The organism is Halostella litorea (genome assembly GCF_004785955.1).
In the GTDB taxonomy this organism is placed as follows: Archaea; Halobacteriota; Halobacteria; order Halobacteriales; family Natronoarchaeaceae; genus Halostella; species Halostella litorea.
This window is the reverse complement of sequence record NZ_SJER01000005.1, coordinates 212,589-236,981: the sequence shown is the minus strand read 5'-3', so window position 1 is coordinate 236,981 and position 24,393 is coordinate 212,589. Positions and strand designations below refer to the sequence as shown.

The following is a 24,393-nucleotide window of genomic DNA, read 5'->3' as shown; positions in this document are numbered from 1 at the left end:
GTTCAGACCCGGTCGTACGTGCCGAGGCGAGTGCCGTCCAGCAGGTACGCCTGCCCGTCGACCAGCCCCTCCGGCAGGAACGGCGAGAGGAAGGACTGGCCGGCGACGTTCACCCACGTCCCGCCCGACAGTTCGTTGAACGCCGGGAACACGACGAGGTCCGGGGCCGTCCAGTCGAGGCCGTCGTGGCGGGCCGCGAACGGTTCGGCCGCCGCCGGCCCGCGGAGCCAGACGCGCTCGACGCGGCTCCCGCCGACCTCGTCCTCAAGCCGGACGCACGGGTGCTCGTGGGCCGTACACACCACGTCCGCCGCGAGCACGTCCGGCGAGGGCCACGTGTGGCCGTGCGCGAACCCCACGTCGCCGATCCGGACGCCGTCGCCGTCGGTCACGTCGACGCCCTCGACCCACGACTCCGCGTCGCCGTCGTGGTTCCCCTTGACAAGCGTCACCGGCAGGTCCGCGGGCAGGGACTCCAGCAGCACCTCCACCTCGCCGCGCTCCGCGCCGCCCGGATCGCCGATGGAGTGCATCAGGTCGCCGAGCACCACCAGCCGGTCGGGGTCGGTCTCGGCGAGTAACCCCCGCAGGCGCTCGCGCCGCCGCTCCGCGCGGCTGTCGATCTCGACGCCCCGCTCGTAGCGCAGTCCGGCTTCGATGCCGGCGTGGTAGTCCGCGACGACGAGCGCCCGCCCGTCGCCGTGGTCGGCCACTGCGGCGGGCGCGCCCGGGACCGGCTCGACCGCGGCCATCAGATCGGCTTCAGCGTGTCCTCGCCGGACTCGTAACACTGGCCGCCCATCAGGGCGTCCTGGATGGCGTCCTCCACGTCGCCCGGGGCCGCGCCCGTCCGGTCGACGACCGCCGCGACGAGGTCCTCGCGCGGCACGCCGTCGCCGTCGTCGAGTTCCTCCATCGTGTCGATGACCTGCGCGTCGAGGTCCACGTCGGCGGCGGGTTCCGCGTCGGCCTCACCGTCCGCGCCCGCGGAGTCGCCTGCCGGCTCGGCGGCCGCCTCGTCCGCCCCGTCGGCGGGTTCGCCTTCCGTCGGCTCGGGGTCGGCCGCCTCCTCGCCGGGTTCGACGATGTCGATGTCGGCCTCGCCGGGTTCGTCGACTTCGGTCCCGGTAGTGAACTCCGTGCCGTACTCCTCCTCTATCTGCTCGCGTTCCTCCTCGTCGAACTCGTACATCTCGTCGCCGGCGTCGGCCGTGCCCACGTCCGCCGCGGCGTCGGCCTCGGATTCGGACTCCTCGTCGGTCACAGCGTCCCCACTCGGCTCCGCGTCGGCCGTGTCGTCCCAGTCGCCGAGCGCCTCCTCGCCGTCGTCGTCCTCGACCGCGGGTTCGGCCTCCCCGTCCACCTCGGCGTCGGCGGCCGTCGCCTCGTCGACGCCCGCCTCGGACGCGGCGGGTTCGGCGGCGTCGTCGTCCGATTCGGCGTCCGTCGTGGATTCCGCGTCGGCCGTGGTGGGTTCGGTGTCCGTGGTCGATTCGGCGTCGGCCGCGGGGTCGGCCGCTTCGGCAGCCGATTCGGTCGCTTCGGCGGCCGGTTCGGTCTCCCCGGCGGCGGCCCCGGCGTCGTCCGTCGCCGGCTCCGCGGGGTCGTCGGTCGCGGTATCGCGTTCCGCGTCGGGCTCCGCCGTCGCGGTCGTCGTCCCGTCCGCCTCGCCGACCTGCGACCGCGTGAACTCGACGCCCGCCTCGTCGCCGCCCTCGCCCGGCGCGAGCGACAGCGGCCCGACCTCGTCGGCGTCTATCTCGCCGGCCACGACGCGGGCCGCGTCGACGGCCACGCCGTGGAGTTCGCCGAGGTACTCACGGGTCGTGCCGTAGTGGTCCAGCGCGATGGGGATCCCCTGTGCGAGCGCCGGGTCGACGCCGCGCTCACGCAGGGCCGCTTCGAGCGCGTCGCCGGTCTCCCCCAGATCCAGCGCGTCCGCGAACGTGCCGACGCGGTCGAGCGTCTGCTCGGCGGTGGCGACGACCCACCGGTCGCGGGTGTCGGCGTCGACCTCGTTGATGCTCTCCGGGCGGATCGAGGTGAACACGCGGTCCGAGTCGTCCGGCTGGAAGGTGTTTGCCTTGCCCGTCACCGCGACGAACGCCGGCGGGTTCATCCGCTCCAGGGCCGCCATCTCGTCGGGCTGGTACTGGCCGGCGTACACGACGAACGCGCCGGTCGGGTCGACCACGCGTGCCCGCAGCACGTCCTCGTTGACCTGCTCTATCTCCGTGAGCACGCCCACCGCGAACAGGCGGTTGACCCGCGCGCCCGTCGGCGTCACGACGTAGTTGGGGGCGCGCTCCTCGTCGCTCTCGGAGAACTCCAGTTCGGCGTCGTCGAACGCCGCGGCGAACAGGCGGTAGGCGACCTCGCGGTTGCCGGGGCCGCCGTCGTCGCTCTCGCTCATGCCGTCACCTCCTCGACGAGGTCGCGAGCGCGGTCCGCCGGCTCGTCGTCCGTGCGCTCGAACTCTGCGGCGTCCAGGTTCGCGCCGTACTCGTCGACCGAGAGGTGGCCCCGGACGCGGTACTCGCGCCCGACGACGTTCTCCCGGATGGTGTCGGCCACGACCTCCTGGTCCATCGCCTCGCGGGCCTGCTCGCGGGCGTCGTCGACGTCGCCGCCGTACACGTCCTCGGTGAGCCCTTCGTCGAGCACGGCGGTGAGCGCGCCGGTGCCGTCGTCGACGATGGCCTTCACGCGCAGGTCGTCCTCGCCGTCGACCTCGCCGTGGGTCCGGCACTGCCCCTTCTGGATGACCCGGCCACACTCCGGACAGCGCTGGATCAGGCCGGAGCCGTCACGCACCGCGATGACGTTGCCGACGACCTCCACGTCGTACACGCCGCCGGTCTCGATGGCCTCGCCGACGCCCATCCGCGGGGCGGCGGCGCTCACGTCCACCGGCCGGTCGAGCGCCTCGACCGTCGAGAACTCCGAGACGTTCACGGAGGGCACGCCGCGGTACTCGCGGACGTAGACGTTCCCGATCCGGAGGTCGGCCCCCTGCTCGATCTCGGGGTGGGGGTCCCAGTCCGTGAACGGGAGCCGCGCGGTCTCGTCGCCGAGCACGCCCGAGAGGATCTCCGTCTCGCCGTCCCGGCCGTCGATCGTGCGGGTCTCGACCTCGACGACGCGCGCCTCGACGTTGACGCCGCGGTCGCCCACGGCCACGTCGATCAGGTCGGCGTCGCCGCCGACCTCGTAGTCGACGGTCAGGTCGTCGTCCGCGCGGGCGACGGTCGTGCTCTCGCCGACGTTGAGTTCGGGTTCGCCCTCCCACTCGCGCACGCCGGCGTTGCCGAGCGTGACGGTGTCGCCGGGCTCGAACCCGACCTCGGTCCAGGCGGTGTAGTCGATGACGCCCGTTTCGTCGGCGAGCCGTCCCTCGTAGATGACGTTGTCCTCGCCCTGGTACCGGATGGAGCGTTTGCCTTTTGTCAGCACTTTGGCGGTCACCGTGACGTTTCCGTCGTCGGTCCCGATGTCGGCCACGTCGGTCTGGTTGGGCGTCCCGCCGCCCGTGCTCCCGTCGCCGTACTTCCGGCGGAGGCTCTGTTTGGCCTCGTCCATCGGCACGCTGTACGACACCAGGTTCTCAAGGTCCTCTTTGACCTCCTCTTTGTCAACACCGAGGTCGGAGGCGAGTTCCTCGGCATGATCGTCCAAGCTCATCACCGGTACTTCGGCAGGGGCCCCTAAAAACCATTCCGTGGAAACGGGGATTCGACCGCGTGCCGGCGGTCAGCGCCCCGACTCCGGGGTTCCGCCGGGCGTCTCGAACTCCAGCGCGTCGAACTCGCCGAGCGGAATCGTCGCTCGGGCGGAGGCGAAAGCGGTTACTCGCCCGCTCCGAAACGCTCCCCCATGCACGTCGTCGTCAACGCCGCGATGAGCGCCGATGGGAAACTCTCCCACCGCGGGCGCGAGCAGGTCGCCATCAGCGGGCCGGACGACTTCGACCGCGTCGACCGCGTGCGGGCCGACAGCGACGCGGTCGCGGTCGGCGTCGGCACGGTGCTCGCCGACGACCCGCACCTCACGCTTGACGACCCCGAGCGCGTCGAACGGCGGCGCGACCGCGGCGAGTCGGGCCACCCCGCCCGCGTCGTCGCGGACTCCCGGGCGCGGACGCCGACCGACGCCCGCGTTCTGGACGACGCGGCGACGACCTACGTGCTGGTGAGCGACGCCGCCCCGGCCAACAGGGTCGCCGCGCTCCGGGAGGCGGGCGCGGAACCCATCGCCGCCGGCGGCGAGCGGGTCGACCTCCCGGCGGCGTTCGACGCGCTGGCGGACCGGGGCGTCGACCGCCTCATGGTCGAGGGCGGCGGCGAACTCATCTTCTCGCTGTTCGACGCGGGGCTGGTCGACGAACTGACCGTCTTCGTCGGGCCGACGGTGATCGGCGGCCGCGACGCGCCCACGCTGGCGGACGGCGAGGGGTTCGTCGAGGAGTTCCCGGCGCTGTCGCTCGACGGCGTCGAGCGCGTCGACGACGGCGTCCTCCTGCGGTGGACGGTGGAGAAAAGCGACTGACCGCGTCAGTGGTCGTGGCCGGTCAGCTCGCCGAACGTCGCGCCGAACCGCTCCTCGAAGATCTCCATCGTGTCCTCCTCGACGGCCTGGACGGCCTCGCTCGGCTCGCCCTGACCGTGGTGGATCGCGCCGTGGATGCGCTGGGCGCAGCCGAACAGGGCGATGTCGCCGACGACCGTCGCGGCGTCCTCGCCGTCCTCCGCGAGCATGTCGACGAGGTTCTCGGGGAGTTCGATCTCGTCTGTGCCGTCGTCCGACGACTCTATCGTCACGGAAATAGTGTCCGTCATGCCGCCACCTTCGCGGGTCCGACTAATCCGTCTTTGGGTCCGTCCGTCGCCGGCGAGCCGTTTCGGGAGAAGTTAGCCGCTCAGTCGTCGGCAAACCGAGGCCGAGACTGCAGCCTCGCGATGAAACGCTCGGCCGCTCAGTCGTCGGCCTCGACCGCCGCGTCCGCGGACGCCTCCGCTCCGGCGCTGCCGAGCGTTTCGAGGTAGTCGTCGGCGTCGAGCGCCGCCTTACAGCCCATGCCGGCCGCGGTCACGGCCTGCTGGTAGTGGTAGTCGACCACGTCGCCGGCCCCGAAGATGCCGGGGACGCCCGTCCGCGTCTGGCCGCCGCCCTTGCCGCCCTCGGTCTTGATGTAGCCGGCGTCGTCCATCTCGACGTCGGTGCCCTCGAGGTACTCCGTGTTCGGCGTGTGGCCGATGGCGAGGAACACCGCGCCCACGTCCATCGTGTACTCCTCGGTCTCGGGGTCGTCGCGCTTCTCCGAGGGGTGGCCCTCGGGGTGCTCGACCAGCGTCGCCTCGTCGACGCCGTCCTCGGCGCTGCCCTCGATGCCGACGAGTTCGGTGTTTTTCAGGATCTCGACCTCGCCCTCGTCGACCTTCTCCTGGATGCGGTCGACCCAGTAGTCCTCCGCGCGGAACTCCTCGCGGCGGTGGGCGATGTACACCTTCGAGGCGAACTTGGTGAGGAAGTCGGCCTCCTCCATCGCGGCGTCGCCGCCGCCGACGACGAGCATCTCCTCGCCGCGGAAGAACGCGCCGTCGCAGGTCGCACACGTCGAGACGCCGTAGCCCATCAGCTCGTCCTCGCCGGGGACGCCGAGCGTGCGGGCGCTCGCGCCGCTGGCGGCGATGACGGCGTCGGCGGTGTACACGTCGCCGTTTTTCAGCTCCACCCGGTACGGGCGCGAGGAGTCGTCGACGCGCTCGATGACGCCGTTTATCAGATCCGACCCGAACTTCCGGGCCTGCTCTTTCATGTTGTTGATCAGCTCCGGGCCGCCGATCCCCTCGGGGAACCCGGGGTAGTTCTCCACGTCCGTCGTGAGCGTGAGCTGGCCGCCCGGTTCGTCGCCCTCGATCACGAGCGGGTCGTTGTTCGAGCGGGCGGCGTAGATGGCCGCCGTCAGCCCGGCGATGCCGGTGCCCGCGATGACGAGCTTGCGGTGCTCGACGGCGTCGTCGGCCCCGTCGTCCGCGATGCCGAGCTTCTCGTCGAGTTCGCCCGTCTCGTTCAGCGCGCTGGTGTCGTCCCAGCCCCCGATCAGCTCGTCGTCGATGAACACCTCGGGAGCGGTCTGTCGCCCGTCGGCTCGCTCGACCATCTCGTCGAACAGTTCGTCGTCGCCGGTGACGTTGTACTCCTCGTACTCGATGCCTTTCGCGTCGAACAGGTCCTTCGCCTTCTCGCAGTACGGGCAGTCCTCCTTCGTGTATATCTCCACGCGCGGCTGGTCACTCATGCCCAACAGTTCGGCTGGGCGGCGTATTTAGCTTGCGTTGTGTTCATGGATTTCCGACATCGCGGACGCGGGACGCCCGCCGAAGGGCTTACGGGCGGGTCGGCCCTCCGGCCGGCTATGGCCGCCGACATCGACGAGAAGACGGACCGCTACGAGCGCCTGCTCGCCGAGGCGCTGGACGCCGCGGAGCCGGTCGCACCCGCCGGGACGCCGCTCGACGACGCCAGCGCGGAGTGTCTGGAGATGGCCGAGTCGTACCTCGACGACGGCAGGCACTTCCGGGAGAACGACGACCTCGTCAACGCGCTCGCGGCGTTCTCGTACGGCCACGCCTGGCTGGACGCGGGCGCGCGAATCGGCCTGTTCGACGTCCCGACGGACGGACACCTGTTCACCGTCTGACCGGGGCCGCACGACGCCGTCGCCCGGCGGGGCGGGCCGCGGTTTCGTCGGGGCGAGACCGCCGGACGCCAGTCGGGTGGCTTTACAAGCGCCGCTCCCGTCCCCCTACCAAATGGAGGCCGTCCTGTGGTACGTGTTCACCGGGACCCGCGGGGGCGAGAACCGCGCCCGGATCCTCCGTGCCCTGGACGAACGACCCCGGAACGCGAACCAGTTGGCCGACGACCTCGACCTCGACTACAAGACGGTCCGGCACCACCTGGAGGTGCTTGGCGACAACGGGATCGTCGAGAACAGCGGCGACGACTACGGCGCGGTCTACTTCCCGACCGACCGCGTCCGGGACCACTGGGACGCCGTCGAGGAGATCGTCGAACACGTCGAGTGACTACGGGCGAAAGTGGGAAAGAGTATATCGTGACCCCGGCGAAAGGTGAGGGGAGATGACGCTCTGGTACGACGTGGCCCGCGTCGCCATCGCGGTCAACCTCCTCCTGTTGCTCGGCCTGGGTTACGTCTGGGCCGGCAACTACAGGCGGTTCCGCTCCAAGCACGCGCTCGGCCTGTTGCTGTTTGCCGTCATGCTGTTCCTGGAGAACGCCGTCGCGCTCTACCTCTACATGCTCGACCCGGTGATGAGCGCCTGGATGGCCGACGTGCCGGTCGCGCCCCAGCGACTGTTGACCCTCCTCCGCGTGTTCGAGGCGGTGGCGCTCGCGTTCATCGCGTGGGTGACGTGGGACTGACGCGGGCGTTCCGGCGGCCGTCCGTCCACGGCCAGTCGAGTCGCACACCCGTCCGCCGCATCTACCTTCCGGCCGCCGACCTCCGACAACCTCTTAACCGAGCACAGCACCTCATTTAAAGGTAAGGGGAAGGCTTATATGGTTTGCGGTCTAACCTATAGTTAGGAAGCACCCGGGTTCTTTTGGTTTCCCGCCCCCGGTAGCCGGTTCCGTCCCACCCCATCATGACAGACACCACGATACGAACGATACACGGCGAATCCGAGCGAGAGCGGCCCGACGAGCGCGACGAGACCGAGGTCTGCCCGGAGTGTTCGGGCTCCGTCCGCGCGGACACCGAGCGCGGCGAGACCGTCTGCGAGGACTGCGGCCTCGTCGTCGAGGAGGACGAGATCGACCACGGCCCCGAGTGGCGCGCGTTCGACGCGGGCGAGCGGGACCGCAAGAGCCGCGTCGGCGCGCCGACGACGAAGATGATGCACGACGAGGGCCTCTCGACCAACATCGGCTGGCAGGACAAGGACGCCTACGGCAACTCCCTGTCCTCGCGCCAGCGCCGGAAGATGCAGCGCCTCCGCAAGTGGAACGAGCGGTTCCGCACCCGCGACTCCCAGGAGCGCAACCTGAAGCAGGCGCTCGGCGAGATCGACCGGATGGCATCAGCGCTCGGCCTGCCCGAGAACGTCCGGGAGACCGCCAGCGTCATCTACCGCCGCGCGCTCGAGGAGGACCTGCTGCCGGGTCGCTCCATCGAGGGCGTCGCGACCAGTTCGCTGTACGCCGCCGCCCGCCAGGCCGGCACCCCGCGGAGCCTCGACGAGATAGCCGCCGTCAGCCGCGTCGACCGGATGGAACTCACCCGGACGTACCGCTACGTCGTCCGCGAACTGGGCCTTGAGGTCCAGCCCGCCGACCCCGAGAGCTTCGTCCCGCGGTTCTGCTCGGATCTGGACCTCTCGGAGGAGGTCGAGCGGCAGGCACGGACGCTCCTCGACGACGGGCGGACGACCGGGCTCCACAGCGGGAAGTCGCCGGTCGGCCTCGCGGCCGCCGCCGTCTACGCCGCCTCGCTGCTCGCCAACGAGAAGGTGACCCAGTCGGAGGTCGGCGAGGTCGCCAACGTCAGCGAGGTCACCATCCGCAACCGCTACAAGGAACTCCTCGAAGCGGCCGGGTCGACCGCCGCGACCGCCTGATCCCCGACAAAGTTTTTCACGGTCCCGCGTGACGTGCTACGGCATGGAGGAAGCGTTTGTGCAGCTGGTCTGTCCCGAGTGTGCGAAAGACTGGCAGTCGTCGCCGAGCGACCTCCCGAAACACGACGACATGTTCCACTGCCCGAACTGTCACGCGTCCCGTCGGACCGCCGAGTTCACGCGGACGAACCGCGACCTGGAGACGCTGAAGACCTTCCAGTAGCTACGAACTCGTGGCCGACCGCGCGCCGCAGGCCTCGCAGCGCAACACGAGCACGCCCTGCTCGCGTTCGAAGCGGGTATCGGGCAGTCCGCACTCGTCACAGAGGACGAACTCCTCGGTGTACTCCCCTATCGCCTCGTCGATCCGGCGCTCGCTGAACTCGCCGGTGAGCCGCGCGCGGCCGCTCTCGTCGATGTGGCCGCTCGTCCCGAGGTCGTCCTGCAGGTACTTCATCACGTGTTCGTCGTCCCGGCCGAGGCGGTCGACCGTGTCCTGGAAGTTCTCGTACACGGTGGCGTTGCCCTCCTGACGAACGTCCGGGTCCGGGACGTCGAAGCGGTCGCTCGTCCCTTCTATCTCGGGCGTCGCCTCGATCGCGCGGTCCAGTTGCTCGTCGTAGTCCATATCCGGCCAAAGCCGATCGCCGACCAAAAAAGTTCAGACTCCAACCGTCCCCTCGCTCGCCCCGCGAACCCGTGTCAATAGCTCTCACAACCCCGATATGAGGGGATGTGTGTTAACGGGACTCAAGATAATAATATAACCCTCCAGTCGTAAGAGATTGCTGTCCATGAAAAAGCAGGAGCTTATCCACCTTCACGGCCTGCTTGCAGAGATTTCCAACCACTACGAGGAGCGAAACGGCGTTCCCGTGGACCTCGACGAGTACGAGTCCCTGGGCGTACGACCCACATCGATCCACAAGTCGAAGACCGACCACAAGGCCGCGGTCTTTGCACTGGCGACCGGAATCACCTCCGAGATGGAGGACGAGGAGACGTCCGAGACGGTTCCTGCCGCCGCAGACTGAAACGGGACCTCGCGTTCTGCCGGATCTCACATTGCCCAGCCGCTGCGCCGTCGTTTCTCTCGCGTCGGAGCCGTCCCGCACCTGCCGCGGAGAAGTGAAAACTGCAGAGCGACCGCGGGCTACTCGATCAGGTCCTCGAACTCCGGGAGGACCTCGTCGTCGTCGGACTCGTCGCGGTCCGACCCGTCCTCCGTCGACTCGCCCTCGTCGGCCGACTCGTCCTCGATGTCCTCCTCCTCGACGACCTCGACTTCGAGGACCTCCAGCGGGATGTTCTCCAGCCGCTGGCCGATCTCCTTGCGGGCGATCCGGGAGGCGTGTTCCTCCCGCTCGACGTTGAACACGGTCATCTCGAGTTCGAGCGCAACGAGGCTCTCGTCGGCCGCGATGAACGCCGGGTCGAGCCCCTCGCCACAGTGGGGGCAGTGTCGCTCGCCCATGTTTATCTCGACGTAGTTGAGGTCCGGGTTCAGCATCTCGCCGGTCTTCGAGATGGCGATCCGGACCGCCTCGTCGGGGTTTTCCACGTCGTACACCGGCACCGCGGCCTCGACGACGACTCTGCAGTTCATGGCCATACTGTTCTTCGATGGCCAACAGTATGAAGCTTAGCCCCAACACGAAACGGCCATAACGCCGCCAGCCCTGCCCGGAAACGATGGAAACGGGTGCTATCGACGTGGCGTCGCTCCCCGGCGGCTTCGACCTCCAGTCGACCGTCGAGAGCGGTCAGTCGTACCTCTGGCGGCGCGAGGACGGGCGGACGTACGAGACCGACGGCCTGTACGGCGGGTCGGCGTGGTACGCGACGGTCGTCGACGGCGACGTGATCCGCGCCCGGCAGGTCGACGGGCGACTGGAGTGGGCGTCGACGACGGACGCCGAGCCGAAGCTACGGGAACTGCTCCGCCTCGACGACGACCTGCCGGCCATCGTCGACGCCTCGCCGGACGACGACCTGATCCGCGAGGCGTACGAGCGGTTCCGCGGGATGCGCCTCGTCGACGACCCGCCCTTCGGCTGCCTGGTCGCCTTCATCTGCTCGGCGCAGATGCGCGTCTCGCGCATCCACTCAATGGTGACGGCGCTCGCGGAGGCGTACGGCGACCCCGTCGAGTTCGACGGCCGGACGTACCACGCGTTTCCCCGTCCCGAACAGCTCGCGGCCGCGACCGAGGCGGAACTGCGGGACCTGGGGCTTGGCTACCGCGCGCCGTACGTCCAGCGCACCGCCGAGATGGTCGCCGACGGCGAGGCCCACCCGGCCGAGGCGCGGGATCTGCCCTACGAGGAGGCCCGAGAGTACCTGACGCGGTTCGTCGGCGTCGGCGACAAGGTGGCCGACTGCGTCCTGCTGTTCTCGCTTGACTTCCTCGAAGCCGTCCCGCTCGACACCTGGATCCGGACGACGATCGAGGACTACTACCCCGACTGCGACCGCGGCAACTACGCCGACACCTCCCGGGCCATCCGCGAGCGGTTCGGCGGCGAGTACGCGGGATACGTCCAGACGTACGTCTTTCATCACTTGCGGACCGAGTGAGGTCGCACTCCCGGCCACTGGGCGCACCGCGCGTCCCGGCCTCGCGACACCTTCTTGCCCGCGGCGGTCGATCCGCCGCACATGAGCGAGCGCACGCGTGCACACGTGTTCGTCTCCGGCCGCGTCCAGGGCGTCTACTTCCGCGCGACGACGCGGGAGACCGCCGAGGAGGCGGGCGTCGACGGCTGGGTGCGGAACCGGCAGGACGGCCGTGTCGAGGCCGTCTTCGAGGGGGCCGAAGAGGCCGTCGAGTCGATGGTCGAGTTCTGCCACGAGGGCAGCGAGATGGCGACCGTCGAGGACGTGGAGGTGGAGTACGGCGAACCGCAGGGCGAGGACGGCTTCCGGATCCGGCGGTGACCGGCCTCAGCCCTCGGACTCGCGGGCTCCGATCGCCTGCGTGACGTGGGTGAGCGTGACCAGGCCCAGTCCCCCGACGACGTTGCCGGCGGTCACGACCGCCGTCGTCACGGCCAGCGCACCGAGGCCGACCGGCGCGCCGAGGAAGAGGCCGAAGCAGACGTGCAACACGGTGACGATCACGTGGTCGAACGGGCCGAGCGCCAGCAGGACCCCCACGGCGTAGGCGACGGCGATCCGACTCCCGACGCTGTCGACGGCGTTCAGCATGAACGACAGCAGCGCCACCAGCGCGCCGCCGGTAAAGGCCCGCGAGAACTCGGCGACCGACTCCCGGCGGACGATCCCGACGGCGGTCGCGTCGAGCACCTCCACCGCCGGCGTCGGGAGCGCGCCCTTGACGGAGAGCAGGAGGACGAACGGGACCCCGCCGACGAGGTTGAACGCGAAGGTGAGCGTCCACAGCCGGAGGAGCGACGCCGCCCCGACCCCGCCCTTCTCGACCGCCGTCGCGGCCGGGTCGAAGAAGTTCTCGTTGAACAGTTCCGCCCGCCCGACGATCAGGAACACGACGCCGACGCCGAACGCGAGCGACCCGGCGACGTGGGCGAACTCGCCGAACTGGGGCGCGGCCAGCCCGTCGACGATCCCCAGCGCGATGTGGCCGAAGACGACCGTGAACCCCGCGATGACGCTCGTCGAGACCAGTTCCAGCGTCGACTGGTCGAGGCGGCGTTCGCCCTCGTCCGCCGCGCGGTGGAACACCTCCGAGGGGTCGGGCGCGATGGACACGCCGGATCGACGGCGGCGACGCTGAAAAGGCTCGGACGGCGGGAGGTTACATGTCGAGGGGCGGACGGATCGGGGTCCGCTATCAGCCGCGAGCGGCCCCAGGGATGCCGACGCCGCCCGCCGTTCCGCAACTGCAAAGGCCCGCCGCGCCCCTCGTCGGGGCATGTACGAGGCCGTCCACGCCCGCCCCGACGGCGAGAGCACGGTCGCGCGGCTGGCCAGCACCGCCGCCGACTACGGGTTCGACGGGGTGGTCGTCCGCAACGGCGGCGACGCTCGCGCCGAGTACGACGCCGAGCGCGTCCGCGAGGCGTACGGCGTCGACGTGGTCGACGGGCTGACGGTCCGCGCCGACGGCCCGGAGGCGGCGAGCGGCGCCGTCGGCAACTACCGCCGCGACGCGACGCTGCTGCTCGTCGCCGGCGGAACGCCGGAGCTGAACCGCTTCGCCGTCGAACAGCCCCGGGTGGACGTGCTGGCCCACCCGATGCGGGGCGACGGCGACTTCAACCACGTGCTGGCGAAGGCCGCCCGGGCGAACGGCGTCCGCGTGGAGTTCGACCTCTCGCCGGTCCTCCGGGAGAGCGGCGGGCAGCGCGTGCAGGCGCTGTCGAAGCTCCGGAGGCTCCGGGAAGTCGTCGACCATTACGACGCGCCGTACGTCGTCAGCGCCGACCCGTCCTCGCACCTCCAGCTCCGCGCCCCCCGCGAACTCGTCGCGGTCGGGGAGGCGGTCGGGTTCTCCGCCGAGCAGGTCCGGACGGGGCTCCGGGAGTGGGGCCGGCTCGCAAAGCGCAACCGCGAGCGCCAGTCCGAGGCGTTCATTGAGCCGGGGGTCGAACGTGGTCGGTATGAAGAAGAGCCTTGAGGAACACGCCGAGCGCTTCTCGGAGAAGGCCGACGAGTACGACGACGACGAGTCCCCGGAGTACCGCGCCTGCGCGGACCTCGTGGTCGAACACGCCGCGCCGCGCGACGGCGACACCGTTCTGGACCTCGGCACGGGCACCGGAGCCATCGCGCTCGCGCTCGCCGACGACGCCGGCCGCGTGATCGGACGCGACATCAGCGAGGGGATGCTGGAGCAGGCCGAGGCGAAAGCCGCCGAGCGAGGCCTCGACAACGTCGAGTTCGGCGAGGGGCGCTTCCGCGAGCCGAACGTCCCCGACGACGCCGACGTCGACGTGGTCACGACGAACTTCGCGCTCCACCACCTGAGCGACGACGAGAAGCGCGAGGCGATAGACGCGGTCGCCGCGCTCGACCCCCGGCGGTTCGTTGTCGGCGACGTGATGCTGTTCGACGAGCCGGACCCGGATGCGCCGTTCTACAGCCCGGAGGTCGACGACCCCGCGACCGTCGGCGTGCTCGCGGACGCGCTGACCGACGCGGGCTTTGCCCTGACCGCCGTCGAACTGGTCGACGAGCAGGTCGGCGTCCTCGCCGCCGAGCGCGGGCCGGAGCCGGCCGGCGTGACCGGGGCCGACGCCCCGGTCGACGGCGACCGCGACGAATGAAGCACCTCCCGAAGCACCTCCGGCCGCGCTGGCGCTACCTCGCGGTCACCGTCGAGAGCTGGCCGGACGCCGACGTCGACCGCGGCGCGTTCCAGCGCGAACTGTGGTACGCGGGCCAGAACCTGCTCGGGGACGCGGGCAGCGCCGACGCCGACCTCACCGTGCTCGATTTCGACTTCGCCGACGGGTACGGCGAGACGGTGGTGCGCGCCCGGCGGGGCCACGCCGACGCTGCGCGGGCGGCGGTCGCCTGCGTCGACGAGGTGAACGGCCACCCGGTCGGCGTCGCCGTCCGGGGGACGAGCGGCACCGTCCGGGCCTGTGAAGAAAAGTATTTAGGACGCCGTGGGGAACTTTTCGAGCAGAGAAAGGTCGCGTTCGAGAACGATCGGCGGGCCGCCCACGCCCGGAACGGCGACGTCGACGTGCGGCTCGACGGCTCGTTCGTCGGCGCGACGGAACTCGATTTCGAGTGATACTATGCAGGGACAAGCCCAACAGCAGGCCTACGACCGCGGGATCACGATCTTCTCGCCGGACGGCCGGCTGTACCAGGTGGAGTACGCGCGAGAGGCGGTCAAACGAGGCACGGCGAGCATCGGGGTGCGAACCAGCGACGGCGTGGTGCTTGCGGTCGACAAGCGCATCCGGTCGCCGCTGCTGGAAGGCACGAGCGTCGAGAAGCTCCACAAGGTCGACGACCACGTCGGCATCGCCAGCGCGGGCCACGTCGCCGACGCCCGCCAGCTGATCGACTTCGCCCGCCGCCGGGCGCAGGTGAACCAGGTCCGCTACGGCGAGCCGATCGGCGTCGAGACGCTGACGAAGGAGGTCACCGACCACATCCAACAGTACACGCAGGTCGGCGGCGCGCGCCCGTTCGGCGTCGCGCTCATCGTCGGCGGCATCGACAACGGCGAGCCGCGCCTGTTCGAAACCGACCCCAGCGGCACGCCCTACGAGTGGAAGGCGCTGGCCGTCGGCGCGGACCGCGGCGAGATCCAGGAGTACCTGGAGGAGAACTACGACGAGGACGCCGACCTGGACGGCGGCATCACCCTCGCGCTGGAGGCGCTCGCCTCCGTCAACGACGGCAAGCTCTCCCCGCAGGGACTGGGCCTCTCGACGGTCGACGCGGAGTCCGAGAGCTACATCCCGCTGACCGACGACGAGGTCGAGGAGTACCTCGCCGAGAACGACCTGCTGGCCGACGAGTCCGAGGCCGACGAATCCGAGGCCGACGACGCGGACGACGAGCAGAGCGAGGAGTAACCCCGCTCCCGCGGGCCGCCGCGACGGCTCCGTCCCCGCGACGGGTCAGCGCGGGAAACACCTTTTAATCGGGCCGCGTTACTGCCGGACATGATATCGCTGGAGGACGCGGTGACGGCGCGGCTCGAATCCCACGGGGCGCGCTTCGAGGTGCTCGTCGACCCCGACGCCGCCTTGGAGATAAAGCGCGACGAGTTCGAGGGCGACCTGGAGGACGTCATCGCGGCCGAGGACGTGTTCGAGAACGCCAGCCGCGGCGACCGCCCGGCCGAGAACGACCTGGAGGACGTGTTCGGCACGACCGAGCCCATAGAGATCATCCCGGAGGTCATCAAGCGCGGGGAGATCCAGATCACCGCCGAGCAGCGCCGCGAGATGCAGGAGCAAAAGCGCAAACAGCTGATCCAGCGGATCGCGCGCAACGCGGTCAACCCACAGATGGACGACGCCCCCCATCCGCCCGACCGCATCGACAACGCCCTGGAGGAGGCCGGGTTCACCGTCGACCCGATGGAGCCGGTCGAGAGCCAGGTCGACGAGGCGTTAGACGACCTCCGCCCGGTCATCCCGATCCGGTTCGACGAGGTGACCGTCGCGGTGAACGTCCCGCCGGACCACGCCGGCAGCGCGCAGGCGAAGATCCGGTCGTACGGCGACCTCGAACGCGAGGAGTGGCAGCCAGACGGCTCGTGGATCGGCGTGTTGACGTTCCCGGCCGGGCTCCAGAACGACTTCTACGACACCGTCAACGAGATCACGAGCGGCGAGGCCGAAACCCAGATCGTCCGGGACGAGGACGAGATAAGCACCCGTTAGACCGGCGCTGCTCTATCCCTTCTTGAACCCGACCAGGAACCCGCCCGTGAAGCCGACGCCGATCGACAGCGTCGAGAGTATCGGCGCGATCCAGCCGGGGTCCTGTACCTTCTCGCCGGTCTGCAACAGGCCCGCAGACAGGCGGTTCCAGTCGACCGTGAGGATGCCCTTCGATTCGAGGAACTTGAACAGCGCCAGTTCGAGCCCGACGATGACGGCCAGGAGCTTGGCGATCTTCTTCGCAGCGAAGCCGATGATGGCTCCGATGAGGGCCCCGCTCCCGAACTCGAGGCCCAGTTGCTGCGGATCGATTGCTACCATATCCGATAGGACGGGAGCTAGATGTTATGAGCTTTGTGGCATGCGCCGGGAAAGCGCGGTGCCGGCTTGCGGTCGAACGTCGCCCGAAGCAGTCTCTGAGTTGTTATGATAAGAACACCAACCAGTCTTTCGGGGCGGCTCGGGTTTAAATGGGTCGAGTGCGTAGCTGGGTGAAAGGGTGACAGCGACATCGCAAGCACCAGCATGAAAGCGATAATCGCCAAACGCGTCGACTCCGGGACGGCCGACACCGGCGAGATCCGCGACCTCGCGCGGGCCGCCGGCTACACCGTCGTCGACGAGGTGACCCAGACCAGGGAGGAAGACCCCGCGCTCGAACTGGGCGAGGGGAAAGCCGAGGAACTGGCGGGGAAGGTCTACCGGACCGACGCGGACGCCGTCGTCTTCGACAACCGGCTCGGCCCGTACCAGACGTTCAACCTCGGGCAGAAGCTCCCCGAGGGCGTCGAGGTCGTCGACCGGTTCACGCTCATCCTCGACATCTTCGGCCAGCGCGCCCAGACCCGGAAGGCCCAGCTCCAGGTCGAACTCGCGGAACTGCGCTACGAACTGCCCCGCGCCGAGGCGAAAGCCAGCCTCGCCAAGCGCGACGAGCGCCCCGGGTTCATGGGGCTTGGCGAGTACGATGAGAGCCGCGAGCAGGACATCAAGGCCCGTATCAGCCGCATCAAGGACGAACTCGACAAGATCGAGCGGACCGAGGAGCAGCGCCGCGCCCAGCGCCGCGAGTCCGGCTTCGACCTCGTCGCGCTCGCGGGTTACACCAACGCCGGCAAGTCGACGCTGATGCGCCGCCTCGCCGAGGACCTTGACGTCGACGAGAACGAGGACCTCCACCCGGACCTCGACGAGACCGCCGAGTCCGAGGACCGCCTCTTTACCACGCTGGGCACCACCACCCGGCGGATGGACATGGAGCGCCGCGACGTGTTGCTCACCGACACGGTCGGATTCATCAGCGACCTGCCCCACTGGCTCGTCGAGTCGTTCAAGTCGACGCTCGACGAGGTGTACCAGGCCGACCTCGTCCTGCTCGTCGTCGACGTGAGCGAACCCGTCGAGGCGATCCGCGAGAAGCTAGTCACCTCCCACGACACGCTGTACGAGCGCAACGAGGCGCCCATCGTCACCGTGCTGAACAAGATCGACCTCGTGGACGACGACGAACTCGCCGAGAAGCGGGAGGCGCTGTCCGCGCTCGCCCCCAACCCCATCGCGGTCAGCGGGAAGGAGGGGATCGACGTCGACCGCCTGCGGGACCGGATCGACCGCGAACTGCCGGACTGGGAGCGCGAGACGCTCGTCATGCCGATGACCGACGACACGATGAGCGTCGTCTCCTGGCTCCACGACCACGCCCGCGTCGACGACGTCACCTACGGCGACGGCGACGTCGTCGTCGAGTTCGAGGCCCGCCCCGCGGTCGTGGACCAGTCCCGGGCGAAGGCGGCCGACCTGTCGCTCGCGGAGTCGGCCTAATCCATCTCCGCCCGCTCCATCTTCCGGGCCGCCGCCAGCAACTCCTCGCCCCGCTCCGAGTCGACCGAGAGCTCCGGCACCCCCGACGGCGACCCGTCCTCGTCGACGGCGACGAAGACGAACCGCGACTCCGTGGTCTGCTGGCGTTCCCCCGTCTCGGGTTTCTCGCGGTACGCCCGGATCCGCGTCTTCACGCTCGTCTTCCCGGCGTCGTAGACGTAGGCCTCGACGACCACCGTGTCGCCGGTCGGCACCGGCCGCTGGAAGTCCATGTGGTCGATGCTGGCCGTGACGCAGGACTGCCCCGCAAAGCGGATCGCCGACATCGCGCCCACCTCGTCCATCCACTTCATCACGTTGCCCCCGTGGACCGTCCCGAGGTTGTTGGCGTGGTTCGGCTGGACGCGGTTCCGGTTCTCGATGTACGTCTCCATCAGGTTCGGCATACCGGACGTTCGCCGGGACCGCGGAAGAGTGTTGGTCCGGCCGTCGCTGCCTTCCCTCGCCCGCTCAGGTCCGGAGTTCCGAGACGCGGTCTATCGCCGCCTCCGTCTCGTCGACCAGGTCGCCGACCACGTCGGCCGCGGGCGAGACCTCGTCCGTCAGTCCCGCGCTCTGCCCCGCGAACAGCGCCATCGCGCCGACGTCGCCGTCCACGTCCGGCGTCGCGAGCGCCTCCGAGTAGCGTTCGACGGGCTCCCCGCTGCCAGTTCTCGCGACCACCTCGTCCTCGTCGGGCCGGTCGCCGGGGGTCGGCTCACCCGCCTCGCGCCACCGGTCGACGGTCCCGTTCTCGACGACGCGGTGGGGGGTCCCCGGCCACCCCTTGTCGAACAGGTCCGTGTACACCGTTGCCGTTTCGTCGGCGTCCGTCACGCGCCGGCGGTACGCGCGGTGGACGTTCGCCTCCGCCGTCGCCACGAAGCGCGTCCCGAGCCACGCCGCGTCGGCCCCGAGCGCGAGCGCCGCCGCGATCCCCCTGCCGTCCGCGATGCCCCCGGCGGCCACCACGGGGACGTCGACGGCGTCGGCGACGCGGGGCACCAGCGGCATCGTCGCCACCTCGCTCTGGACGTGGCCGCCGGCCTCCCAGCCCTGCGCGACCACCGCGTCGACGCCCGCGTCCGCGGCGTCGTGCGCCTCGGCGGCGCTCCCGACGGTCTGGAACACGACGCCGCCGGCGTCGTGGACCTGATCGACGTGGGGCGCGGCGTCGCCGAACGACAGCGAGACCACCTCCGCGCCCGCGTCGAGGCAAACCGCGAGGTGTTCCTCGGTCGGTCGTTGCGTCGTCGCGTCGTCGAGCACGACGTTGACCGCGAACGGGCGGTCGGTCAGTTCGCGCGTCCGCGCTATCGCGTCCCGCGTGTCGTCCGGGTCGCGCCACGTGACAGCGAGGTGGCCCAGTCCGCCGGCGTTCGACACCGCGGCGGCCAGTTCCGGGCACGTCGCGCTCCCGATCGGTGCCTGCACGACGGGGTGGTCGACGCCGACCAGATCCGTAAACGGCGTGTCCATACGCCGTCCGAGAACCCCCGCCGCGGAAAACGTTCTCCCTCGCCGTGGGTTTATCCCGGAAAACACGGCCAGTCCCGCCGTGCCCTGACCGCCCGCCGCGGGGCGTCAGCGGTTGCGCGACGCGCCGCCCCGCGGACCGCTAGCGTCGCCTGCTCGCCCTACTCCAGCGGCCGCTTCGTCTTCTCGACGACGCGCACCTCGCCGATCCCGGTGTCGGGGTACTCCCCGTCGGCGTCCTTCTCGGCGGCCTTCACCATGTCCCAGACGACGTTCAGCCCCGTCGTCACCCCCTCCAGCGCCTCCATCTCGCAGCCGGTCTTGCCGGTCGTCTCGACGGCGACCGTCAGGTCGATCCGGTCCTCCCGAACGTCGAACTCCGTCTCGACGTTCGTGATGGGGATCTGGTGGCACATCGGGATCGTCTCCCAGGTGTGCTTGACGGCCTGGACCGCGCCGACGCGGGCCGTCGCCAGCACGTCGCCCTTCCCGATCCCGTCCTCGCGGACGGCGTCGACCGTCGACGCTTGGAGGCGGATCGTCCCCTGTGCGACTGCCCGCCGCGCCGTGTCCGGCTTGTCGCCCACGTCGACCATCTGCACGTCCCCCTCGTCGTCGGTGTGGGTCAGGTCGTCGCTCATTCGTCGTCACCCCACATCGCCTCGGGGATGCCGTCCAGCAGGTCTGTCGCCAGCAGGCCGTACCCCTGCTCGTCGACGACCAGGTCGCCGGCGCGGCCGTTGACGTACGCCGCGATCCCCGCCGCGGTCACCGGGTCCCGGATGCTCGCCAGCGCGCCGGTGATCCCGGCGAGTACGTCGCCGGTGCCCCCGACGGTCATGCCGGGGTTGCCGGTGCGTCCCACCCGCGTCCGGTCGCCGTCCGAGACCACGTCGTAGGCGCCCTTCACCAGCAGCGTGTGGCCGAGGTCGGCGGCGAAGGACTCGACGAGGTCCATGCGTTCGCGCCAGTCGTCGGCCGTCTCGCCGCCCATCGCCAGCAGTTCTCCCTGGTGGGGCGTGCAGATCAACTCGGCGTCCGTCTTCACGTCCGGCACCTGACGGAGCGGGTCGGCGTCGACGACGCAGGTGCCGTCGAACGACGACAGGAACTCCCGCGCGGCCGCGCCCGTCTCCTCGGCGTCGCCCAGCCCCGGCCCGAACACCACGGCGTCGTGCTCGTCCGCGAGATCGAGCAGCCGGTCGACGTGTCCGGCGCGGAGGCGCTCGCCGGGCAGTTCCCGGACGATGAGGCTCTCCTCGTATCCCTGCACTTCGCGGGCGACCGTCTCGGGGCACGCGACTCGAACGAGGTCCGCGCCCGCCCGGAGCGCCGCCTGGCCGGCGAGCGCCGGCGCGCCGGTGTACGGCCCGCCGCCGACGACGAGCACCTCGCCGTGGTCGCCCTTGTGGCTCAGTGGGTCCCGCGAGAGCGACTGCAGGTCGCCGCGCTCGACGAACAGTTCGGCTGCGGGCGGGATGCCGATGTCCGCGACCCGAACGTCGGCGTCCAGTTCCGACAGCCCGGGCTTCTCGTCGTGGAACGTGACGACCCGGTCCGCCTCGACGGCGACGCCCTCGCTCCCGCCGGTGTCGGCGTCGACGCCGGAGGGGACGTCCACCGCGACGACGGCCGCGTCGGCGTCGTTGATCGCTTCGGCCGCCGTCGCCGCCGGCTCGCGGAGCGCGCCCGTGACGCCAGTGCCGAGCATCGCGTCGACGATAACGTCGCACTCGGGCAGTGCGAAGTCCGCCGAGTCCGTGACCTCGTGGGCGTCGGCCTCGGCGGCGGTCAGCGCCGCCCAGTTCTCCCGGGCGATGTCGGTGCCGATCCGCTCGGCGCGGCCGAGCAGCAGCGTCGTCACGTCGAACTCGTCGAGAAAGCGCGCGGCGACGAACGCGTCGCCGCCGTTGTTCCCGCGCCCGGCGACGACCGCCACGCGGTCGCCCGGGTCGGCGACCGCCCGGACCTCGCGGGCGACGGCGTTGCCGGACGACTCCATCAACTGCTTCCGCGGGACGCCCAGCGCCTCGGCGTTGGCGTCCACGACGGCCATCCGCTCGCTCGTGATCATGGCCGACGGTTCGGCTGCCGCGGGCGTTAACGTTGCGGGGTCACTCCCGGGTGAGCGCCTCGCGGGCGTTCTCGACGGCGGCCTCCTTCTTCGCGGGGTAGGCCTCCACCTTCGCGCGGAAGGTGATCCCCTCGCCGAGTTCGATCCGCCCGTTGAACGCCGCCTGCTTGTCGAGGTGGACGAAGAACTCGCAGTTCTCGGTGACGCGCTCGTCTAGTTCGTCGACGAGCCGGTCGATGTCTTCCAGTTCCATCACGCGGTCGAGGACGTGCCTGATCCCGTCGGCGTTCTCGACGCGGGCCGACAGCACGACGATGCGGTCGCCGTGGTGGCCCTCGCTCTGGGCGCGCTGGACGGGGAACTCCTCGGGGAGAAAGCTTCGGAGCGCCCCCTCGACGCGCTTCTCGTCCTCGGTGGCATAACAGAACGCGCGGAGGTCGACGTAGTGGAAGGGGACGCTCGCCATCGGCTCGGGTTACTCCTCGGCCGCTTCGAGCGAGTCCTCGGGGACGCCCGTCTCCTGGCCGTCCTCGAAGCTGATGGTGTAGGTGCTGTCGCCGAACATCGTGTCCATCACCTGGGTGATCGTCCCCTCCTCGCCGTCGTGCTCGCTGTGCTCGTCGTGCAGAACCACGCGGTCGTCCTCTTCGAAACTCATGCTCCCCAGTTCCGTCGGCGCGGGTAAAAATTGATCTATTCAGTCGTCCGCCGAGCGGGACGGCACCGAACTGCGCCGGCCGATCCCCCAGAGCCGATAGTTGACGCAGGCGGCCAACACGATCAGGAGCCCGTACAGCGTCACGGTCCCGACGGACAGGACGGGCGTGACCACGCGCATCACGTTCGACGTCACGACCGCGGGGACGTCGCTGACGGCGAACGCCCGCTGGATCTGCGCCGGGAGGACCGGAAACAGCATGAACAGCGTGCCGAGACAGAGCAGCCTGCGCACGCCCGGCCGCTCGATCCCGTACAGCAGCGGGAGCAGCGGCACCAGCAGGTACACCGCGTGGTGGATCATCGTGGCGGGCGTCACCAGCAGCCCCGCGGCGACCGTCGCGAGGAACGCGACGAGGCGGTCGGTGACCGTGGCGGACTGCAGGCAACAGACCGCGACGATCGGAAAGGCGGTGACGACGGCGAGGGCGACGTAGGCGAGCGGCGACAGTTCCGGGAACAGCGCCGAGAGCGGTCGGTGGAGGGTCAGCGCGGAGTAGTTGGGGTCGAGCCCGGCGGCCGCGTCCGACAGCCGGCTGCGGTCGTGCAGGATGAGGTCGAGATACGCGCGGTGGGTGTCGACGCCGAACAGGGCGAAACTGGCGGCGACCGCCGCGAGGCCGGTTCCGACGGCGGCGGCCACGGTCCGGTACGCGCGCCGGTAGAGGAGCCAGACGCCGACCACGACGGGAAAGAGCTTGATGACGGCGGCCAGCCCGAAAAGGACGCCCGGGAGGATCTCACGCTCGCGTTCGAGCGCGAGCACGCCGCCCGCGAGGCAGGCGGCGACCAGCGGGTCGACCTGTCCCTGGCCGAGGACCACCGCGGCGAACGTGTTCCCCATGACGAACAGCCACAGGAGCGTGCGGTCGAGGCTCGGGAGCCGCTCCCCGCGGACGCGCTCCGCGATTCGGACGATGAGCGCCGCTGTGAGCGCGAGCAGGCCGACGTTGACGACGGTGAAGGCGACGTACGCGCCCGTCCACGTCGGGAACGCGGCCAGGGGGGCAAACAGCACCACGACGATCGGCGGGTACACCCACTCGCCGCCGCCGACCGGCGGCTCCACGCCGACGAACGGCTCCCCGCTGACGAACAGTTCGGCGGCGTGTCGGTACGCCCGGAAGTCCCAGGCGAGCGGCGTCACGTCCGCGAGCAGGAGGTAGTACACGGGGACGAGCGTGCCGCCGACGATGCCGGCAAGCAGGACCGCCCGGACCCCGACGCGGTCGGGGAGCCGGTCCGTATCGTTCGCGATCATCGTCTCACGCCCCCGGGGAGGGGCCAAAGGAGGGGGGGACTATCAGGTCGCGCGTTCGGCGAATCCATCATCGCTACGATGGGGTAGTCGTATCATTACTATCAAAGTTGCTGGGTGTTGCTGGCTCTGAGAAAGTGCGGTTGTGGCGGTCGACGGCCGAGCTACTCGCCGTACTGCTTCCCGTCCTGCGCGTCCGCCCGCATGCGGCGCACGGCGGCGCGGGCGTTGCTGGCGTCGTAGCCGAACAGCACGGACTCGCCGTACTCCGCGGCGACGTCGGCGGCGTGGATCAGGTTGTCGATGTCGACGTCGACGGCGTACAGTTCGACGCTGAACGGGGCGTCGAGCAGGTCGGCGAAGCCGCTCGCGATGGTCTCCAGCCAGTACGTCGTCTCGTAGGCCATGTCGTACAGCGGCACGACGAACTCGTCGACGTGGGCGGCCAGCGCGTCGAGGTCCAGGCCCGCCCGCTCGTGGAGGTGGCCGGGGTACGGGTCGGGGTACAGCGTGAGGTACGTGGTCCCCGGGATCCGGTCGGCAGCGTCGGCGACGAACTCGGTGATCACGTCGGCGCGCCAGGCCGACCGGTCCTCGAACTCGCTGTCGGCGAACCGCTCGTTACAGACCTCGCAGTGGCAGTAGCCGGCCCGCGGAAAGCCCACGTCGTCGAGTCGGACGTCGGGATTCGCCGCGGCGCAGTCCTCGACCATCTCCAGCAGCCCCGCCCGGTACTGCTCCCGGGAGGGACAGACGTAGCCCCAGTCGAAGTACGGCTGGTCCCGGGTGGCCCGCTCGCCGTCCTCGCTGACGGGGACGAGTTCGGGGTCGGCCTCGCCGGCCGCCGTGTCGCCGAAACACGAGATCATGTTCACGCCGGTTTCCAGCGGCTCCGCCGCGCGGCCGGTGACGTCCTTGACCTCGTAGAACCCGCGGTCGAACTCGCCCCACTCCAGCTCCTCCTCGTTGCGCGTGACGACGCCGTACATGGGCGTCGCTACGGGGTGGCGTCGGTAAGAAGTTCCGTTACGC

Annotated in this window: 32 protein-coding genes; 15 read left to right on the top strand and 17 right to left on the bottom strand. The window is 70.1% G+C overall.

Annotation, left to right across the window (positions count from 1 at the left end; genetic code table 11):
• Window positions 1–2: 2 nt before the first annotated feature.
• Genes EYW40_RS16115 through EYW40_RS16105 form a run of 3 tightly spaced genes read right to left on the bottom strand, consistent with a single transcriptional unit; the run spans window position 3 to window position 3,681 of the window.
• Entirely contained in the window at window positions 3–752 is a 750-nt protein-coding gene (locus tag EYW40_RS16115) for a metallophosphoesterase (RefSeq protein WP_135822681.1), read from the bottom strand.
• Window positions 752–2,413 carry an RPA family protein gene (locus tag EYW40_RS16110; RefSeq protein WP_135822680.1) on the bottom strand — a complete coding sequence of 554 codons (1,662 nt, stop codon included), beginning with the start codon at window positions 2,411–2,413 and terminating at the stop codon, window positions 752–754. Before EYW40_RS16110 ends, EYW40_RS16115 begins: the two co-directional genes overlap by 1 nt.
• Window positions 2,410–3,681 (bottom strand): Single-stranded DNA binding protein, encoded by a 1,272-nt coding sequence (locus EYW40_RS16105; protein WP_135822679.1) that lies wholly within the window; start codon window positions 3,679–3,681, stop codon window positions 2,410–2,412. Before EYW40_RS16105 ends, EYW40_RS16110 begins: the two co-directional genes overlap by 4 nt.
• Before the next feature lie 192 nt (window positions 3,682–3,873).
• Between EYW40_RS16105 and EYW40_RS16100 the strand changes: the two genes are divergently transcribed.
• Entirely contained in the window at window positions 3,874–4,545 is a 672-nt protein-coding gene (locus EYW40_RS16100; protein ID WP_135822678.1) for a 2,5-diamino-6-(ribosylamino)-4(3H)-pyrimidinone 5'-phosphate reductase, read from the top strand.
• Between the two features lie 5 nt (window positions 4,546–4,550).
• Here EYW40_RS16100 and EYW40_RS16095 read toward each other — a convergent pair whose 3' ends face one another.
• Both EYW40_RS16095 and grxC read right to left on the bottom strand, forming a co-directional pair.
• Complete coding sequence (locus EYW40_RS16095) at window positions 4,551–4,835, bottom strand: DUF7545 family protein (RefSeq protein WP_135822677.1); 285 nt, start codon at window positions 4,833–4,835, stop codon at window positions 4,551–4,553.
• 137 nt (window positions 4,836–4,972) lie between these two features.
• Window positions 4,973–6,298 (bottom strand): glutaredoxin 3, encoded by a 1,326-nt coding sequence (gene grxC / locus EYW40_RS16090; RefSeq protein ID WP_135822676.1) that lies wholly within the window; start codon window positions 6,296–6,298, stop codon window positions 4,973–4,975.
• 117 nt (window positions 6,299–6,415) lie between these two features.
• Here grxC and EYW40_RS16085 point away from each other — a divergent pair, with 117 nt between their 5' ends.
• From EYW40_RS16085 to EYW40_RS16065, 5 genes are all read left to right on the top strand, one after another.
• On the top strand, window positions 6,416–6,700 hold the full coding sequence (locus EYW40_RS16085) for a DUF357 domain-containing protein (RefSeq protein WP_135822675.1): 285 nt from the start codon (window positions 6,416–6,418) through the stop codon (window positions 6,698–6,700).
• A 112-nt stretch (window positions 6,701–6,812) separates the two neighbouring features.
• Window positions 6,813–7,088, top strand: coding sequence for an ArsR/SmtB family transcription factor (locus EYW40_RS16080; RefSeq protein WP_135822674.1), 276 nt, complete (start codon window positions 6,813–6,815; stop codon window positions 7,086–7,088).
• A 55-nt stretch (window positions 7,089–7,143) separates the two neighbouring features.
• Complete coding sequence (locus EYW40_RS16075) at window positions 7,144–7,446, top strand: DUF8036 family membrane protein (protein ID WP_135822673.1); 303 nt, start codon at window positions 7,144–7,146, stop codon at window positions 7,444–7,446.
• A 224-nt stretch (window positions 7,447–7,670) separates the two neighbouring features.
• Window positions 7,671–8,642, top strand: coding sequence for a transcription initiation factor IIB (locus tag EYW40_RS16070; RefSeq protein ID WP_135822672.1), 972 nt, complete (start codon window positions 7,671–7,673; stop codon window positions 8,640–8,642).
• A 43-nt stretch (window positions 8,643–8,685) separates the two neighbouring features.
• On the top strand, window positions 8,686–8,865 hold the full coding sequence (locus tag EYW40_RS16065) for a DUF7836 family putative zinc-binding protein (protein WP_135822671.1): 180 nt from the start codon (window positions 8,686–8,688) through the stop codon (window positions 8,863–8,865).
• On the opposite strand, the gene EYW40_RS16060 is transcribed toward EYW40_RS16065, so the two are convergent.
• Entirely contained in the window at window positions 8,866–9,270 is a 405-nt protein-coding gene (locus tag EYW40_RS16060; RefSeq protein WP_135822670.1) for a translation initiation factor IF-2 subunit beta, read from the bottom strand. It lies immediately after the preceding gene.
• 166 nt (window positions 9,271–9,436) lie between these two features.
• Between EYW40_RS16060 and EYW40_RS16055 the strand changes: the two genes are divergently transcribed.
• The gene (locus EYW40_RS16055; RefSeq protein ID WP_121821469.1) at window positions 9,437–9,676 is read left to right on the top strand and encodes a UPF0058 family protein; all 240 of its coding nucleotides are present in this window, start codon (window positions 9,437–9,439) and stop codon (window positions 9,674–9,676) included.
• Window positions 9,677–9,795: 119 nt separating this feature from the next.
• Here the strand turns inward: EYW40_RS16055 and EYW40_RS16050 are convergent, their stop codons facing one another.
• Complete coding sequence (locus tag EYW40_RS16050) at window positions 9,796–10,248, bottom strand: DUF555 domain-containing protein (protein WP_135822669.1); 453 nt, start codon at window positions 10,246–10,248, stop codon at window positions 9,796–9,798.
• Window positions 10,249–10,334: 86 nt separating this feature from the next.
• On the opposite strand from EYW40_RS16050, the gene EYW40_RS16045 reads away from it, so the two are divergent.
• Both EYW40_RS16045 and EYW40_RS16040 read left to right on the top strand, forming a co-directional pair.
• Complete coding sequence (locus EYW40_RS16045; protein WP_135822668.1) at window positions 10,335–11,219, top strand: DNA-3-methyladenine glycosylase family protein; 885 nt, start codon at window positions 10,335–10,337, stop codon at window positions 11,217–11,219.
• A gap of 81 nt (window positions 11,220–11,300) precedes the next feature.
• Complete coding sequence (locus EYW40_RS16040) at window positions 11,301–11,579, top strand: acylphosphatase (RefSeq protein WP_135822667.1); 279 nt, start codon at window positions 11,301–11,303, stop codon at window positions 11,577–11,579.
• Between the two features lie 6 nt (window positions 11,580–11,585).
• On the opposite strand, the gene EYW40_RS16035 is transcribed toward EYW40_RS16040, so the two are convergent.
• Window positions 11,586–12,371: a formate/nitrite transporter family protein gene (locus EYW40_RS16035; protein ID WP_135822666.1), complete on the bottom strand. Its 786-nt coding sequence runs from the start codon at window positions 12,369–12,371 to the stop codon at window positions 11,586–11,588.
• A 163-nt stretch (window positions 12,372–12,534) separates the two neighbouring features.
• Here EYW40_RS16035 and EYW40_RS16030 point away from each other — a divergent pair, with 163 nt between their 5' ends.
• From EYW40_RS16030 to EYW40_RS16010, 5 genes are all read left to right on the top strand, one after another.
• On the top strand, window positions 12,535–13,239 hold the full coding sequence (locus EYW40_RS16030) for an RNase P subunit p30 family protein (RefSeq protein WP_135822665.1): 705 nt from the start codon (window positions 12,535–12,537) through the stop codon (window positions 13,237–13,239).
• The gene (locus EYW40_RS16025; RefSeq protein WP_135822664.1) at window positions 13,223–13,888 is read left to right on the top strand and encodes a class I SAM-dependent methyltransferase; all 666 of its coding nucleotides are present in this window, start codon (window positions 13,223–13,225) and stop codon (window positions 13,886–13,888) included. The genes EYW40_RS16030 and EYW40_RS16025 overlap by 17 nt, the downstream gene beginning before the upstream one ends.
• On the top strand, window positions 13,885–14,364 hold the full coding sequence (locus tag EYW40_RS16020) for an Rpp14/Pop5 family protein (RefSeq protein ID WP_135822663.1): 480 nt from the start codon (window positions 13,885–13,887) through the stop codon (window positions 14,362–14,364). Before EYW40_RS16025 ends, EYW40_RS16020 begins: the two co-directional genes overlap by 4 nt.
• A 4-nt stretch (window positions 14,365–14,368) precedes the next feature.
• On the top strand, window positions 14,369–15,160 hold the full coding sequence (gene psmA, locus EYW40_RS16015) for an archaeal proteasome endopeptidase complex subunit alpha (RefSeq protein WP_135822662.1): 792 nt from the start codon (window positions 14,369–14,371) through the stop codon (window positions 15,158–15,160).
• Between the two features lie 90 nt (window positions 15,161–15,250).
• Complete coding sequence (locus EYW40_RS16010) at window positions 15,251–15,976, top strand: ribosome assembly factor SBDS (protein ID WP_135822661.1); 726 nt, start codon at window positions 15,251–15,253, stop codon at window positions 15,974–15,976.
• Between the two features lie 12 nt (window positions 15,977–15,988).
• Here EYW40_RS16010 and EYW40_RS16005 read toward each other — a convergent pair whose 3' ends face one another.
• Window positions 15,989–16,297: an FUN14 domain-containing protein gene (locus tag EYW40_RS16005; RefSeq protein ID WP_135822660.1), complete on the bottom strand. Its 309-nt coding sequence runs from the start codon at window positions 16,295–16,297 to the stop codon at window positions 15,989–15,991.
• 204 nt (window positions 16,298–16,501) lie between these two features.
• Between EYW40_RS16005 and hflX the strand changes: the two genes are divergently transcribed.
• Window positions 16,502–17,797 (top strand): GTPase HflX, encoded by a 1,296-nt coding sequence (gene hflX / locus EYW40_RS16000; protein WP_135822659.1) that lies wholly within the window; start codon window positions 16,502–16,504, stop codon window positions 17,795–17,797.
• Here hflX and EYW40_RS15995 read toward each other — a convergent pair.
• The 8 genes from EYW40_RS15995 to EYW40_RS15960 form a co-directional block, all read right to left on the bottom strand.
• Entirely contained in the window at window positions 17,794–18,243 is a 450-nt protein-coding gene (locus tag EYW40_RS15995) for an acyl-CoA thioesterase (RefSeq protein ID WP_135822658.1), read from the bottom strand. The two genes, hflX and EYW40_RS15995, sit on opposite strands and share 4 nt — an antisense overlap.
• A 64-nt stretch (window positions 18,244–18,307) precedes the next feature.
• Window positions 18,308–19,315, bottom strand: a complete 1,008-nt coding sequence (locus tag EYW40_RS15990) for an NAD(P)H-dependent flavin oxidoreductase (RefSeq protein WP_135822657.1) — start codon at window positions 19,313–19,315, stop codon at window positions 18,308–18,310.
• Window positions 19,316–19,473: 158 nt separating this feature from the next.
• Entirely contained in the window at window positions 19,474–19,953 is a 480-nt protein-coding gene (gene moaC, locus EYW40_RS15985; RefSeq protein ID WP_135822656.1) for a cyclic pyranopterin monophosphate synthase MoaC, read from the bottom strand.
• Window positions 19,950–21,386, bottom strand: a complete 1,437-nt coding sequence (locus tag EYW40_RS15980; protein ID WP_135822655.1) for an NAD(P)H-hydrate dehydratase — start codon at window positions 21,384–21,386, stop codon at window positions 19,950–19,952. The genes moaC and EYW40_RS15980 overlap by 4 nt, the downstream gene beginning before the upstream one ends.
• Before the next feature lie 40 nt (window positions 21,387–21,426).
• A complete protein-coding gene (locus EYW40_RS15975; protein WP_135822654.1) occupies window positions 21,427–21,852 on the bottom strand; it encodes an RNA-binding protein in 426 nt (141 codons plus the stop codon).
• A 9-nt stretch (window positions 21,853–21,861) separates the two neighbouring features.
• Window positions 21,862–22,044, bottom strand: coding sequence for a DUF1918 domain-containing protein (locus tag EYW40_RS15970; RefSeq protein WP_135822653.1), 183 nt, complete (start codon window positions 22,042–22,044; stop codon window positions 21,862–21,864).
• 39 nt (window positions 22,045–22,083) lie between these two features.
• Window positions 22,084–23,364, bottom strand: coding sequence for a glycosyltransferase family 87 protein (locus tag EYW40_RS15965; protein ID WP_135822652.1), 1,281 nt, complete (start codon window positions 23,362–23,364; stop codon window positions 22,084–22,086).
• 161 nt (window positions 23,365–23,525) lie between these two features.
• Complete coding sequence (locus tag EYW40_RS15960; protein ID WP_135822651.1) at window positions 23,526–24,350, bottom strand: hypothetical protein; 825 nt, start codon at window positions 24,348–24,350, stop codon at window positions 23,526–23,528.
• Window positions 24,351–24,393 lie beyond the last annotated feature (43 nt).